The 13,603-nt window shown below is 67.4% G+C and carries 16 protein-coding genes; 14 read left to right on the top strand and 2 right to left on the bottom strand.

Annotated features, from left to right (window positions below; translation table 11 throughout):
- The 14 genes from metG to CKY51_RS19015 all read left to right on the top strand — a co-directional run.
- The coding region (gene metG, locus CKY51_RS19080) for a methionine--tRNA ligase subunit beta (RefSeq protein ID WP_152249676.1) at positions 1 to 1,149 on the top strand (1,149 nt) is incomplete at its 5' end.
- Positions 1,150 to 1,227: 78 nt separating this feature from the next.
- On the top strand, positions 1,228 to 1,818 hold the full coding sequence (locus CKY51_RS19075; protein WP_022973437.1) for an HAD family hydrolase: 591 nt from the start codon (positions 1,228 to 1,230) through the stop codon (positions 1,816 to 1,818).
- 5 nt (positions 1,819 to 1,823) lie between these two features.
- Complete coding sequence (gene rnfB / locus CKY51_RS19070) at positions 1,824 to 2,243, top strand: Rnf electron transport complex subunit RnfB (protein ID WP_022973436.1); 420 nt, start codon at positions 1,824 to 1,826, stop codon at positions 2,241 to 2,243.
- Positions 2,244 to 2,407: 164 nt separating this feature from the next.
- The gene (locus CKY51_RS19065) at positions 2,408 to 3,196 is read left to right on the top strand and encodes a hypothetical protein (RefSeq protein ID WP_022973435.1); all 789 of its coding nucleotides are present in this window, start codon (positions 2,408 to 2,410) and stop codon (positions 3,194 to 3,196) included.
- 85 nt (positions 3,197 to 3,281) lie between these two features.
- Positions 3,282 to 3,650 carry a DUF4345 family protein gene (locus CKY51_RS19060; RefSeq protein WP_022973434.1) on the top strand — a complete coding sequence of 123 codons (369 nt, stop codon included), beginning with the start codon at positions 3,282 to 3,284 and terminating at the stop codon, positions 3,648 to 3,650.
- Between the two features lie 58 nt (positions 3,651 to 3,708).
- Positions 3,709 to 4,272: a sigma-70 family RNA polymerase sigma factor gene (locus CKY51_RS19055; protein ID WP_022973433.1), complete on the top strand. Its 564-nt coding sequence runs from the start codon at positions 3,709 to 3,711 to the stop codon at positions 4,270 to 4,272.
- Positions 4,269 to 5,105, top strand: coding sequence for an anti-sigma factor (locus CKY51_RS19050; RefSeq protein ID WP_022973432.1), 837 nt, complete (start codon positions 4,269 to 4,271; stop codon positions 5,103 to 5,105). Before CKY51_RS19055 ends, CKY51_RS19050 begins: the two co-directional genes overlap by 4 nt.
- Positions 5,106 to 5,323: 218 nt before the next feature.
- Positions 5,324 to 6,319, top strand: coding sequence for an acyl-CoA desaturase (locus CKY51_RS19045; RefSeq protein WP_022973431.1), 996 nt, complete (start codon positions 5,324 to 5,326; stop codon positions 6,317 to 6,319).
- On the top strand, positions 6,316 to 7,566 hold the full coding sequence (locus CKY51_RS19040) for an NAD(P)/FAD-dependent oxidoreductase (protein ID WP_022973430.1): 1,251 nt from the start codon (positions 6,316 to 6,318) through the stop codon (positions 7,564 to 7,566). Before CKY51_RS19045 ends, CKY51_RS19040 begins: the two co-directional genes overlap by 4 nt.
- Positions 7,566 to 8,450, top strand: a complete 885-nt coding sequence (locus CKY51_RS19035; protein WP_022973429.1) for a DUF1365 domain-containing protein — start codon at positions 7,566 to 7,568, stop codon at positions 8,448 to 8,450. Before CKY51_RS19040 ends, CKY51_RS19035 begins: the two co-directional genes overlap by 1 nt.
- Positions 8,447 to 9,742 (top strand): SAM-dependent methyltransferase, encoded by a 1,296-nt coding sequence (locus tag CKY51_RS19030; protein ID WP_022973428.1) that lies wholly within the window; start codon positions 8,447 to 8,449, stop codon positions 9,740 to 9,742. The genes CKY51_RS19035 and CKY51_RS19030 overlap by 4 nt, the downstream gene beginning before the upstream one ends.
- On the top strand, positions 9,739 to 10,284 hold the full coding sequence (locus tag CKY51_RS19025) for a DUF2878 domain-containing protein (RefSeq protein WP_022973427.1): 546 nt from the start codon (positions 9,739 to 9,741) through the stop codon (positions 10,282 to 10,284). Before CKY51_RS19030 ends, CKY51_RS19025 begins: the two co-directional genes overlap by 4 nt.
- Positions 10,281 to 11,063, top strand: a complete 783-nt coding sequence (locus CKY51_RS19020) for a DUF1295 domain-containing protein (RefSeq protein ID WP_022973426.1) — start codon at positions 10,281 to 10,283, stop codon at positions 11,061 to 11,063. The genes CKY51_RS19025 and CKY51_RS19020 overlap by 4 nt, the downstream gene beginning before the upstream one ends.
- Positions 11,064 to 11,079: 16 nt before the next feature.
- Positions 11,080 to 12,150 carry an SAM-dependent methyltransferase gene (locus CKY51_RS19015; RefSeq protein ID WP_022973425.1) on the top strand — a complete coding sequence of 357 codons (1,071 nt, stop codon included), beginning with the start codon at positions 11,080 to 11,082 and terminating at the stop codon, positions 12,148 to 12,150.
- 168 nt (positions 12,151 to 12,318) lie between these two features.
- Here the strand turns inward: CKY51_RS19015 and CKY51_RS19010 are convergent, their stop codons facing one another.
- Both CKY51_RS19010 and CKY51_RS19005 read right to left on the bottom strand, forming a co-directional pair.
- Positions 12,319 to 12,666: a RidA family protein gene (locus CKY51_RS19010; RefSeq protein WP_031340347.1), complete on the bottom strand. Its 348-nt coding sequence runs from the start codon at positions 12,664 to 12,666 to the stop codon at positions 12,319 to 12,321.
- A 71-nt stretch (positions 12,667 to 12,737) separates the two neighbouring features.
- Entirely contained in the window at positions 12,738 to 13,484 is a 747-nt protein-coding gene (locus CKY51_RS19005; protein WP_022973423.1) for a DUF998 domain-containing protein, read from the bottom strand.
- Positions 13,485 to 13,603: the final 119 nt, after the last annotated feature.

Below are 13,603 nucleotides of genomic sequence, written 5' to 3'. Positions count from 1 at the left end.
CCCGGTCACCGCGCGCCCACCCGCCTGCACGTCAACGGCTATCTCACCGTCGATGGCGCCAAGATGAGCAAGTCGCGCGGCACCTTCGTGATGGCGCGCACCTACCTGGACGTCGGCCTGGAGCCGGAGGCGCTGCGCTATTACTTCGCTGCCAAGTCTTCCGGCGGCGTGGACGACCTCGATTTGAACCTGGGCGACTTCGTCGCCCGCGTCAACGCGGATCTGGTCGGCAAGTTCGTCAACCTGGCCAGTCGCTGCGCCGGCTTCATCGGCAAGCGCTTCGACGGCAAGCTGGCCGACACCCTGCCCGATCCGGCGCAGTACGATCGGTTCGTTGCCGCACTGGCGCCGATCCGCGAGGCCTACGAACGCAACGATGCGGCCACTGCGATTCGCCAGGCGATGGCGCTGGCCGATGAGGCCAACAAGTACATCGACGACACCAAGCCCTGGGTGATCGCCAAGCAGGCCGGTGCCGACGCGCAACTGCAGTCGGTGTGCACCCAGGGCCTGAACCTGTTCCGCATTTTGGCGGCAGCGCTCAAGCCGATCCTGCCGCGCACCTGCGCCGAGGCCGAAGCCTTCCTGTCGGCGCCGATGACCAGCTGGGACGACGTGCTGCGTCCGTTGACCGCACACACGATCCAGCCCTACACCGCCCTGTTCACCCGTATCGACCCCAAACTGATCGACGCCATGACCGACGCTTCCAAGGACACCCTCGCCGCACCGGCTGCGCCCACCAAGCCTGCCGAAGTCAAAGCCGGCGCAACGCCGGCTGCACCGGCCAATGCTCCGACCTCCGGTTCGAACACGGGTCTTATTGCGATGGACGATTTCGCCAAGCTCGATCTGCGCATCGGCAAGGTGCTGGTCTGCGAGTGCGTGGAAGGCTCGGACAAGCTGCTGCGCTTCGAGCTGGATGCCGGCGAGCTGGGCAAGCGACAGATCTTCTCCGGTATCCGCGGCAGCTATGGCGAGCCGGAAGCGCTGGTTGGCCGCAACGTGGTGTTCATCGCCAATCTGGCGCCGCGCAAGATGCGCTTCGGCATCAGCGAAGGCATGATCCTGTCGGCCGGTTTCGATGGGGGTGCGCTGGCACTGCTGGATGCCGACGCCGGCGCGCAACCAGGCATGCCGGTGCGGTAAGGCGGGATGGGGAATCGGTCAGGCCGCCCGTATTCCCCGCTAAGATCCGCCCATCCCCGATCTCCCGTCCTCGCCGCCATGCACCTGGCCCTGTTCGACTTCGACCACACCATCACCACCTGCGATAGCTACGGTGGGTTCCTGCGTCGTGTCGCGACGCCGGCGCAGCGCGCCAAGGCGCGCTGGACGGTGGGGCCGTGGCTGCTGGGGTTTCGCGCCGGGTTGGTGTCCGCGCATGCATTGCGCGCGCGCGTGACCCGCCAGGTATTCACGGGACGCAGGCTGGAGGAACTCGCAGCGCACGGACAGGCCTACGCACACGAGGCCCTGCCCGGCATCCTGCGTGCGGACATGCTGCGTCGAATGGACTGGCACCACGCCCAAGGGCATACGCTGGTGCTGGTGTCGGCATCGCTGGATCTGTATCTGCAACCGTGGTGCGCGCAGCACGGCGTGGAATTGATCTGCAACCGGCTCGAACACCACGACGGCATACTCAGCGGCCGCTATGCCGGCGGCGATTGCGGCCCGCGCAAAGCGGACGTCATCCGCCAGCAGTATGAGCTGGCGCACTACGACTGCGTGCATGCCTATGGCGACAGCCGCGAGGATCGCCCCATGCTGGCGCTGGCGCAGCAACGCTGGTACCGCGGCGCACGCACGCACTGATCCGCATGGACACCGCCCACTCCGCACTGGTCGAACGCCTCGACCGCCTGCTGCCGCAGACCCAATGCGGCCAGTGCGGCTTCGATGGCTGCCGCCCTTACGCCGAGGCGATGGCCTGCGGCGAAGCCGGCGTGGAGCGCTGCCCACCCGGTGGCGACGCCGGCGCCCGCGCGCTGGCCCACGTGCTGCACGTCCCGGCACGCCCCTATGACCGCGACCGTGGCGCCCACACTCCCCCGCAGGTGGCGTGGATCGTCGAGGCCGACTGCATCGGCTGTACCAAGTGCATCCAGGCGTGCCCGGTGGACGCCATCATCGGCGGCGCCAAGCACATGCACACGGTGATCGCGCCGCTGTGCACCGGTTGCGCGCTATGCCTCCCGGCCTGCCCGGTCGATTGCATTGTCCTGCAGCCACCGGCGTAGTGAGCGAGGGCCTGGCGCCGGGCACGCGCGCGTGCCCCGCCACCGCCTGCCAATGTCCGTGATCGCCCATGCCGTCTTGCTGTCGGGAACGTCCTGACGCCATCGGCGCATCCATTCGGGCGCCAGCCCCGTATTGCTCAGCACTGCCATCGAGGAGACCACCGATGCCCGTGCCCACCTACCTGCGTCGTGTCTGGATTGCGGCCTTCCGCCCGCTCCCACCGCTGTTGCTGCTGGTGCTCGGCAGCGCGCCGCTGGCTGCATTGGCTGTCACGCGCACCGATGCGGACGCCTTCGATGCCGACACCGGCGCGCTGCGCTACCGCGAATCGCATTGGTTGCTGGAGGGCGGCGGTCGCCTGGTGCTGTATCGCTGCACCGATGGCCGCGCGTTTGCGCGCAAGCAGGTCGACGGCGATGGGCCAGAGCCGGACTTCGAGTTGGTCGATGGCCGCGACGGTTACCGCGAAGGCGTCCGTCGCCGTAACGGCCGCCGCGAGATGTTCCAGCAACGGCCCGGTGCGGCCGAGCGCAGCGCCCCGTTGCCGGCGGCGGACGGGCCACGCGTGATCGATGCCGGCTTCGACAGCTATCTGCGCACCCATTGGGAGGCGCTGGCGAGCGTACCGCAGCGGGTCGCGTTCGTGCTGCCCAGCCTGCAGCGCCAGTTGGTCTTCCGCATCCAGCAACAGGACGCGGCAGCGGGCCGCCAGCGCTATCGTCTCAGCCTCGACACCTGGTATGGCGCAGCCGTGCCTGCGATCGAACTCACCTACACCAGTGCCGACAGACGCCTGCTGGTGTTCCGCGGCGTCGGCAACCTGCGCGACGCCTCCGGTCATTACCCGAAGGTGCGCATCGTGTTCCCGGATGCACCGCCCCGGAGCGTGGACGCGGCGGAAGTGCAACAGGCGCGTGCGCAGCCGCTGGTCGCGCAGTGCGAGGCCCATTGAACCGCGCGCCTCCCATCTTCACGCGCCCCCACGCGCCGCTGGTTACAACGGCACAGGGTTCTCTTCCGCTTGCAGGAGCACGCGCATGGCAAAGCTGTATCTGTGGATCAACGCAGTGCTCTACCTCGCCCTGGCGATCTGGTGCACCTTGTCGCCGACCAAGACCGCGCATGCGGTGGGCTACACCCAACTCTCGCCGGCCGGCCAGTCCGAGTACCTGGTCATCTACGGCGGCCTGCAGCTGGGCATGGCCTTCCTGTTCGGCTACTTCGCCTGGATCGACCAACCGCGCACCGGCCTGCTGGTCGCACTGGCGTTCTACCTGCCCATCGTGGTGTTCCGCAGCGCCTCGCTGGCCCGTCTCTGGCCGGTCTCCACGCCCACGGTGGCGCTGGCCGGCACCGAGATCGTCCTGCTGCTGGCGGCGGTGCTGCTGTGGTTCCGGCAGCGGTGAACGACACCTTCAGCTCAGTCCGGTAGGATCGGCGCACCTTTCGCTAATGCGTGACCGCATGAGTGCCATTCCTGGCCACGACGACGATGAGACCGGGCGCCTGCTGACCGCCACTGCCGGCGGCGATCGCCATGCCTTCGAAGCCTTGTATCGGCAGACCTCGAGCAAGTTGTTCGGCATCTGCCTGCGGATGATTCCGCAGCGCGCCGAAGCCGAGGAGGTGTTGCAGGACGTGTTTACCCTGATCTGGCACAAGGCCGGCCAATTCGATCCGGCCCGCGCGCGCGGCTTCACCTGGCTGGCGATGATCGCGCGCAACAAGGCGATCGATCATCTGCGCACCACCGCGCCGCAGCGCCGCAACGTGGCGCTCGACGACGCTGGCGACCTGCGCGCCAGCGATGCCTCGCCGCTGGAGCGCACCGAGCGCGCCACCACCCGGCGTCGGATCGACCACTGCCTGAGCGAATTGGAGCCGCCGCGCAGCGAACTGATCCGCACCGCGTTCTTCGACGGCATCACCTACGAGGAACTGGCGGCCCGCACGCAAACTCCCATCGGCACCGTCAAGAGCTGGATCCGTCGCGGCCTGGCCAAACTCAAGGCATGTCTGGAACGATGAGTACGCCTCTCCCCATCGACCAGGAACCGCCCACCGACGTGCTGGCCGGCGAGTACGTGATCGGCTTGCTGGATGCCGATGCCCGTCTGGCGGCCGAACAGCGCCTGGCCACCGATGCCCGCTTCGCCCAGGCAGTGGCGCAATGGCAGGTGCATTTGGCGCCGCTGCTGGACGAAATTGGCGAAGTCGCGCCGCCCGAGCAGGTCTGGCCCCGCATCCGCCAGGCACTGGGCTTCGAGACGCCGCTGCGCGCGGTGCCGTCTGCGCCGACCACCACGGCAACGCCGGCGCCAACGTTGTGGAACAACCTGCGGTTCTGGCGCGTGGCCGCGGTGGCCGGCCTGGCGACGGCGGCGGTTTGCGTGCTGGCGGTGTTGAATCTGCGTGCACCGCCGGTGCCGAGTTCCGACATCACCGCACAGACGCCGCCGCCACGGCCCAGCGTCACGCCTCCCGATACCACTGCCCCCGCAAGCACGTCCGGGGTCGCCATGACCTCCACGCTCGCAACCGAGGATGGACGGCCTGGCTACGTGGCCTTGATGGACGCCGACAAGCACACCATCACGGTCACGCCGCTGGATCGCACCGCAACCGCCGGCAAGGTGCCGGAACTGTGGTTGATCACGCCCGATGGCAAGGCGCACTCGATGGGCACCTTCGATGATCAGCGCACGCATCGCGCCCGCATCCCCGATCCGTTGATGCCGATGCTCGGCAACGACGCCATCCTGGCGGTGACCATGGAACCGCCCGGCGGTGCGCCCGGCGGCGTGGCTACCGGCACCGTGGTCGCCAAGGGCGGGATCAGCACCTTGGCGATGGCGCCCTGACCCGAGGCGCCCGGACGGCCCGCCTTCTCCGTTAGAGTGTCTTCACAAGCAGCCTCAGCGAGCCCGGCAATACTTGCCGGGCATGGATGTTGCGGCTGTCCTCCGGCCGCTGAAGGCTGGCCTGCAGATCATTCCTGTGAATCACAGTCGATCGCGGGTGCATCCGTTCTGAAATGATATCCGTACAGGCCTACACGTACCTAAGGAGGAAACCACGCGTGCCGAGTCCTGGACTGGATCCCCACGCTGTCCCCAGCACCGGCGCCGAGCGCCGCTCCAGTCGCCCCCATCGATGGGGTGCCAGCCTGCGGCGTTGGGTCGACACCCAGGCGCAGGCGCCGCTGGATGCAGTGACGGCCGACCGTATCGACTGGTTGCGTGCACTGCCCTTCATCGCCTTGCACCTGGCCTGCCTGGCAGTACTGTGGGTTGGCGTGTCCTGGTTCGCGGTCGCGGTGGCCCTCGCGCTGTACGCGCTGCGCATGTTCGCCCTGACCGGCTTCTATCACCGCTACTTCTCCCATCGCGCGTTCAAGACCTCGCGGGTCCTGCAGTTCGTGTTTGCAGCGATCGGCGCGACCTGCGTGCAACGCGGTCCGTTGTGGTGGGCCGCGCATCATCGCAATCACCATCGCCACACCGACACCGGCCAAGATCCGCATTCGCCCGCCCAGCATGGGTTCTGGTGGAGCCACACCGGTTGGTTCCTGACCCCGCGCAACTTCCGCACCGATTGGGACGCCATCCCGGACCTGCGCCGCTTCGCTGAGCTGCGCTTCCTCGATCGCTTCGACATCGTGCTTCCCACGCTGCTGGCCCTGGGCCTGTATCTGCTGGGCGAATGGCTGTCCGCCGCCGCACCGCAGTTGCAGACCAATGGACCGCAGTTGTTGGTGTGGGGCTTTGCGATCTCCACGGTGGCCTTGTTCCATGCCACCTTCACCATCAACTCGCTGGCGCACCGCTTCGGGAGCCGACGCTTCGACACCCGCGACGACAGCCGCAACAACTGGTTGCTGGCGCTGCTCACCTTCGGCGAGGGTTGGCACAACAATCACCACTTCTACCCTGGCTCGGCGCGGCAAGGCCTGCGCTGGTGGGAGTACGACCTGACCTGGTATGGGTTGACGGCCATGTCCTGGCTGGGGCTGGTATGGGACCTCAAGCCGATGCCGGCAGCATTGACGCGTCGCGCGGCTCGGGGGCGGCGATGAGCGGCGAGCGCATCGCCGTGGTCGGCAGCGGCATCGCAGGATTGGGCGCAGCGTGGCTGCTGTCGCGCCGCTACGAGGTCACCTTGTTCGAAGCGGCCGACTACTTCGGCGGCCACACGCATACCCATGCGATCCAGCTCGACGGCGTGTCGCATGCGGTCGACAGCGGCTTCATCGTGTTCAACCCACAGCATTACCCGCTACTGACAAGGATGTTTGCCGAACTCGACGTGTGCGCGCAGGAGACCACGATGAGCTTCTCCGTGCAGGACGCGCGGAGCGGGCTGGAATACAACGCCGGGACCCTCAACGGCCTGTTTTGCCAGCGTCGCAACCTGCTGAGCCCACGCTTCTGGCGCATGCTCGCCGACTTGCGGCGCTTCTACCGCCAGGCCCCCGCGGTGCTGCACAACGACGAGCGCACCAGCACGCTGGGCGACTACCTGCAACGGCACGGCTACTCGTCCACATTCCGCGACCAGCACCTGGTGCCGATGGCGTCGGCGTTGTGGTCCTCGCCGTCGCAGCGCATCCTCGACTTCCCGATGGGCCAGTTGATCGGCTTCATGGCCAATCACCACATGCTGCAACTGACCGGCCGACCGCAATGGCAGGTCGTGCGCGGCGGCTCGTCCAGTTACGTCAAGGCGCTGCGTCGACGCTGGCAGGTCATCGAGCGTCCGTCCACGCCGGTGCATGCAATCCGCCGTACGCCGCAGGGCGCGATGGTCGCGACCCTGCATGGCGAAGAGCCCTTCGACCAGGTGGTGTTGGCCTGCCATGCCGACGATGCATTGGCCCTGCTCAGCGACGCCAGCACCGACGAGCGGGCCGTGCTTGGCGCCATCACCTATCAAGACAACGACACCGTGCTGCATACCGACGCGCGCATGCTGCCGCACGATCGTCGTGCCTGGGCGGCGTGGAATGCGCATGTGCCGGCCGATCCGCAGGCGCCGTGCACGGTGAGCTACTGGATGAACGCACTGCAGTCGATCGAGTCCAGCCAGCCGCTGATCGTCAGCCTCAACCGTAGCCAGGAAATCGATCCGGCCAAGATCCTGAGGCGCATGCGCTATCGCCATCCGGTGCAGGATGCCGCTGCCGTCGCGGCACAAGGCCGCAAGGCGCAGATCCAGGGCCGACAGCGGACCTGGTTCGCCGGCGCTGCCTGGGGATATGGCTTCCACGAAGACGGCCTGCGCAGCGGCGTGGACGTCGCGCGCGCGCTGGGCGTGGCGTGGTGATGCACCTGCTGCGCGAGGCCAGTACCGAGGCGCAGCCACTGCCGCCGGCCGATGGGCATGGCGCGCAGTTCGATGGCGACGTCGCCGGCCTGCACAGTGCGGTGTATACCGGTTGGGTACGACATCGCCGCTTCGCACCGCGTCCGCTGCAGTTTCGCTACCGGCTGTTTCTGATGTACCTGGATCTGGCCGAACTGGAACGGCTGTTCGCACGCCGCTGGCTGTGGTCGGTCGGCCGCCGCAATCTTGCGCAGTTCCGCCGCAGCGACTATCTGGGCGATCCGGCGGTACCGCTGGACCAGGCGGTACGCGACTGCGTGCAGGCGCAGACCGGCGAAAGGCCAGACGGGGCGATCCGCCTGCTGACGCATCTGCGCTATTTCGGCCACGTATTCAACCCGGTGAGCTTCTACTACTGCTTCGACCGCCTGGGCGGGCTGCGCTGGATCGTCGCCGAGATCACCAATACGCCCTGGCAACAACGCCATGCCTACGTGCTGCCGGTGGCGCAGGCGCGTAGTCACCGCGACGTGCATGCCTGGCGCTTCGACAAGCGCTTCCACGTCTCCCCGTTCATGGGCATGCAGCACCAATACGATTGGCGTTTCAGCGTGCCAGGCGAGCAGCTGCGCGTGCACATGGACGTGCTGGATGCCGCCGGTGCAGATCATGCCGATACCGCCGTCGACGGCCGTCGCTTCGATGCGACGCTGGTGCTGCAACGCCGTCCGCTGAGCGCCGCTACCCTGGCGCGCACGCTGCTGGCCTATCCCTTGATGACCGTGCAGGTGGTGCTGGCCATCCACTGGCAGGCACTGCGCCTGTGGCTGCGCGGCAACCCCGTCCACGATCATCCCCATCCGCCTGTGCGAGACCGCCGATGAATGCCACTTCCCTGCCCGACACTGCGTTATCCCGCCAGCCCGGCTGGAGCGACCGCCTGCTGCGCAAGCGTCTGCTGGCAACGCTGGGCGATCTGCGCGATGGCCAACTGCATCTCCACGAGCCCGCCGGCGTCAGCCTGCTCGGCAACGCCAGCGGCCCGCAGGCACTGCAGGCGCACTTGCACGTGCACGATCCGCGCTTCTATCGGCAGGCCGCGCTCAATGGCAGTGTCGGTGCCGGCGAAGCCTTTATGGACGGTCACTGGCAATGCGACGACCTGGTCGCCTTGATGCGCCTATTGCTGCGCAACCGTGACCGCCTGGATGCGATGGAGACCGGGACCGCGCGGCTCGGCGGCTGGCTGATGCGCGCAGGGCATGCGTTGACGCGCAACACCCGCCACGGCAGCCGCCGCAACATCGCGGCCCACTACGACCTGGGCAATCCGCTGTTCCGGCTGTTCCTGGATGAGAACCTGATGTACTCCTCGGCGATCTTCGTCGACGGCGAAGACGCACAAGGCGAGGCCGCACTCGAACGCGCCGCCACCCGCAAGCTCGAACGCATCTGCCAGAAGCTGCGACTCGGCCCGCAGCACCACGTGGTGGAGATCGGCACCGGCTGGGGTGGCTTTGCGCTACATGCCGCGCGTACGCATGGTTGCCGGGTGACCACCACCACCATCTCGCGCGAGCAATACGATCTGGCCACCCAGCGCATCGCCGCCGCCGGACTGAGCGATCGCGTGACCGTCTTGATGCGCGACTATCGCGATCTGGAGGGCCACTACGACCGCGTGGTGTCCATCGAAATGATCGAGGCGATCGGCCACCAGTATCTGGACACTTACTTTGCCAAGGTTGGCAGTCTGCTCACCGACGATGGCGAGGCATTGATCCAGGCCATCACCATCGAGGACCACCGCTATGCGCAGGCGCTGCGCTCGGTGGATTTCATCAAGCGCTATATCTTCCCCGGCAGCTTCATTCCGTCGGTGGCGGCGATGACCGGGGCGATCGCGCGCGCCAGCGATCTGCGGCTGTTTCATCTGGAAGACATCGGTCCCAGCTATGCACTGACCCTGCGTGCCTGGCGCCAGCGTTTCCTGGCCCAACTGCCGCAGGTGCGGGCACTGGGCTACGACGAGCGCTTCATCCGCATGTGGGAGTTCTACCTGGCCTACTGCGAGGCCGGCTTCCTCGAGCGTTCGATCGGCGATGTGCACTTGTGGCTCAGCAAGCCTGGCGCGCGGCCGCCGCAATTTGTTCCCGGACTGCCCGAGGCGGCATGAAGCAACTGGGCAACTATCTTGGCCTGCAGGTGCTGTGGCTGGTCGCGGTGACCGGCGCGGCACGGCAGCGCCTGTGGCCCACCTTGCTGGTGCTGGCGGTGTTTGGCCTCTATCAATTGTGGCCATCGCGCCGCGCGCGCGGCGATGTGGCGCTGTCGTTCGCCGCGTTCGCACTGGGGCTGCTGCTGGATACCCTGCTCGCCGCCGGCGACTGGGTGCGCTACGCCATGCCGTGGCCGGACAGCGTACTGGCGCCGGCCTGGATCCTGGCGCTGTGGGTGGGCTTCGCGCTGACGCTCAATCACTCATTGGCCACGGTGATGCAGCGGCCGTGGTTGGCGATCGTGCTGGGTGCAGTGTTCGGGCCGCTTTCCTACTGGATGGCGCAACGCGGCTGGCAAGCGGTGAGTTTGCGCCCGCCGCTGTGGCACGCGGTACTGGCGGTTGGCCTGGGGTGGGCGGTGGCGTGCGGCCTGTTGTCACTGTATGCACGTCAGTTGGCGCGACCATGGAGCGATTCCGCGCAAGGAGAATTGCAATGAACGCCTGGCCCCTGCTGCACGTCGCCCTGTTCGCGACCGTGGTGATGTTGATCGGCTGGCTGTGGCAATGCCGCAGCGGCAATGCCGGGCCAGTCGATGTGCTCTGGGCCGGGTGCCTCGCAGTGGCAGCCCCCTATTGCGCATGGATGGCCGACGGCGCATTGCTGCCGCGCGTGCTGGTCGGCTTGCTCGGTGGACTGTGGGGCGCGCGACTGGCGCTGCACCTGGGCCGGCGCGTGTTCGGCGACGAGCAGGAAGACGGCCGCTATCGCGCGTTGCGCGAACACTGGAACGGCGATCAACGCAAGTTCCTCGGCTTCTTCCTGGCGCAGGCGGTGGTGGTGGTGCTGTTCGCCGTACCGTTCCTCGCCGCGGCCAGCAATCCGCGCGACGGATGGAGCACGTGGACGTTGTTGGCGATCGTGGTATGGCTGGTGGCCGTCGCTGGCGAGGCATTGGCCGACCGCCAGTTGGCTGCGCACAAGGCCGACCCGGCCAATCGCGGCACGACCTGTCGCCGCGGGCTGTGGCGGTACTCGCGCCACCCGAACTATTTCTTCGAATTCGTGCACTGGTTCGCCTACCTCGCGCTGGCGGTCGGTGCTGGCCCGCTGCCGGTCGCGCTGTGTGCGCTTGGTCCGTTGGTGATGTTCGCCTTCCTCTACCGCTTCACCGGCATTCCCTACACCGAGCAGCAGGCATTGCGCTCGCGCGGCGAGGACTACGCCCGCTATCAGCGCTGCACCAGCGCGTTCTTCCCGCTTCCCCCTTCGTCCTGAGTCATCGGAGCGCCGCATGTCCACTGTCACCGTTCCACCTGCCACCGCCTCCGAAGAGAGCCTGACCACCCGGCTGGCCGAATCCGGTGCCCTGCCCGATGCGTTGCTGCGCCACGGCATCCGCCGGCTCTGCGCGCAACGCCTGCGCGAGGAACGTGGCGGCGATGCCGATGCGAACGGTGAGCGTCAGCGTCGTTTCGTCGATAGCCTGCGCGCCAGCGCCATCGCGATCGAAACCGATGCCGCAAATCGCCAACACTACGAGCTGCCGCCGCAGTTCTTCACCCTGTGCCTGGGACGTCGCCTCAAATACAGCAGTTGCTACTGGGATGAGACCACGCCCGACCTGGATGCGGCCGAAGAACGCATGCTGGCGCTGTACGGCGCGCGTGCCGAACTGGCCGATGGCCAACGCATCCTGGAACTGGGCTGCGGCTGGGGCTCGCTGACGCTGTGGATGGCCGAACGCTATCGCAATGCGCGCATTACCGCCGTGTCCAATTCGCGGCCGCAGCGCGCGCATATCCTGGAGCAGTGTCGCCTGCGCGGGCTGGACAACGTGGAGGTGATCACCGCCGACGTCAACGCACTGGCGCTGGCGCCGGAGGCATTCGACCGCGTGGTGTCGGTGGAGATGTTCGAACACATGCGCAATTACCGCGACCTGCTGGCGCGAGTGGGCAGTTGGCTGGCGCCAGGCGGCAAGCTGTTCGTGCACATCTTCTGCCACCGCGACCTGGCCTACCCGTTCGAGGTGGCTGGCGAGGACAACTGGATGGGCCGCCATTTCTTCACCGGCGGCCTGATGCCGGCGGCCGACACCTTGCTGCACTTCCAGCAGGATGTGGTGATCGAACAGCGCTGGCTACTGTCCGGCCAGCACTACGAGAAGACCGCCAACGCCTGGCTGGAGAACCAGGACCGTCACCGCGCGCAGATCATGCCGCTGCTGCAGGAGACCTACGGCACGCAGGCGCAGTGCTGGTGGCAGCGCTGGCGGATGTTCTGGATGGCCTGCGCAGAGCTGTTCGGCTATGACGACGGCCGCGAGTGGGGCGTGGCGCATTATCGCTTCGCCAAGCGCTGAGCGGCTGGCAATCCCGCGCGACGCGCGTCACTGGCCATGACCTCAGCGCTGGCAGACGGCCAACACGATGACCGCTGCAAGGCGCGAACAGCGGCGAGCCGGCACTCTGGCCTTTGCAGGCCATCGCCACCGGCAACCTGCAACGTAGCTGCCGTTGCGGCGCACGCGTCAGCCGGCGACGGCAGTGACGACGATCTCCACCTTCCACTCCGGACGCGCCAGGCGGGCTTCCACCGTGGCGCGCGCCGGGGTGAAGCCATGCGGCACCCACTCGTCCCACGCCTGGTTCATGCCGTCGAAGTCGGCGATGTCGGCCAGATAGATCTCCGCACGCAGGATGCGGGTCTTGTCGCTGGCCGCTTGCGCCAGCAGCTTGTCGATCTCGGCCAGCACCTGGCGCGTTTGTCCGGTGATATCTTCGCTGGTGTCTTCGGCAACCTGGCCGGCGAGATAGCACACGCCGCCATGGAGGGTCATCTCGGACATCCGCGGGCCGGCATCGAATCGCTGCAACATGGTCATGTTCCTACGGTTGGGGACGCTCGCATTCTCCCGCGAATGCGCGGTGCGTGCAGCCCCTGCGTCGATCAGGCGGCATCGGCCTGCGGCGACTGCACATCGGCACCAGCATCGGCAGTGACAGGACCTGGCTGTGTCGCTGTGGTTGCGCACACCGCACGCCGCTCGGCGGCCGCAAGCCAGGCGCCGGCCCGCGTCAACCAGGCCACGATCAGCACGATCGCGATCTTCTGGCCAAGGCCACGCGGCAACGCCTGGGTCGTGGCGTGCAGCAGCAGCGCGCCGAAGGCGAGCACACCCAAGCAGATCGCCGCGCGTGCATGGCGGCGCCAACGCGGATCGCGGTGGAAGTAGCACGATTGCAGCAGTACAGCGGCAATCACGCACAGAAAGGCGGTCTGCGCCGCCAACTGATGCACCATCGGCGCGGCAGCAGGCGCCAGCTGCGGCATCCAGCTGTCCCCGATCGCCACCGCGCTCAATCCCACTCCCGCCATCCAGAACAGGCCCACCACCGTGGCGCTGCGCACCGGTGGCGCCAAGGCCGCCTGCAGGCCGCTGGCCAGCCAGGCGATCGCCAACGCCAGCAGGCAATACGCCGTCCGCAGCAGCAGACCGTAGGCGCCATGCAGATACGCGCTGAGCTGGGATTGCACCCAATCCAGATCCGTGCGAACGACCTGCAACACCAGCACCAGCAGCAGGAAACCGATCCCGACCCACAGCGCGCTACGTCCCGCCTGTCGACTCCACGGCGCTACCGCCGCGTCGGCCCATCCCTGCGGGCCGCTCGCCCCACCGCTCCTTGTCGTCATGCTGTCTCCCATGCTGCGCATGCTGGCCCGATCCTCCACACCACACCACACCGCAGCGCGACGGGCTTTGGCCTATGATGCGCGCGGCCATCACCGCCCGGCAATGCATCCGGCCGCCC

The sequence above is a fragment of the Xanthomonas maliensis genome (assembly GCF_009192945.1).
Taxonomy (GTDB): Bacteria; Pseudomonadota; Gammaproteobacteria; order Xanthomonadales; family Xanthomonadaceae; genus Xanthomonas; species Xanthomonas maliensis.
The sequence above is the reverse complement of the archived record's forward strand: the minus strand, read 5'-3'. Positions and strand labels throughout refer to the sequence as shown.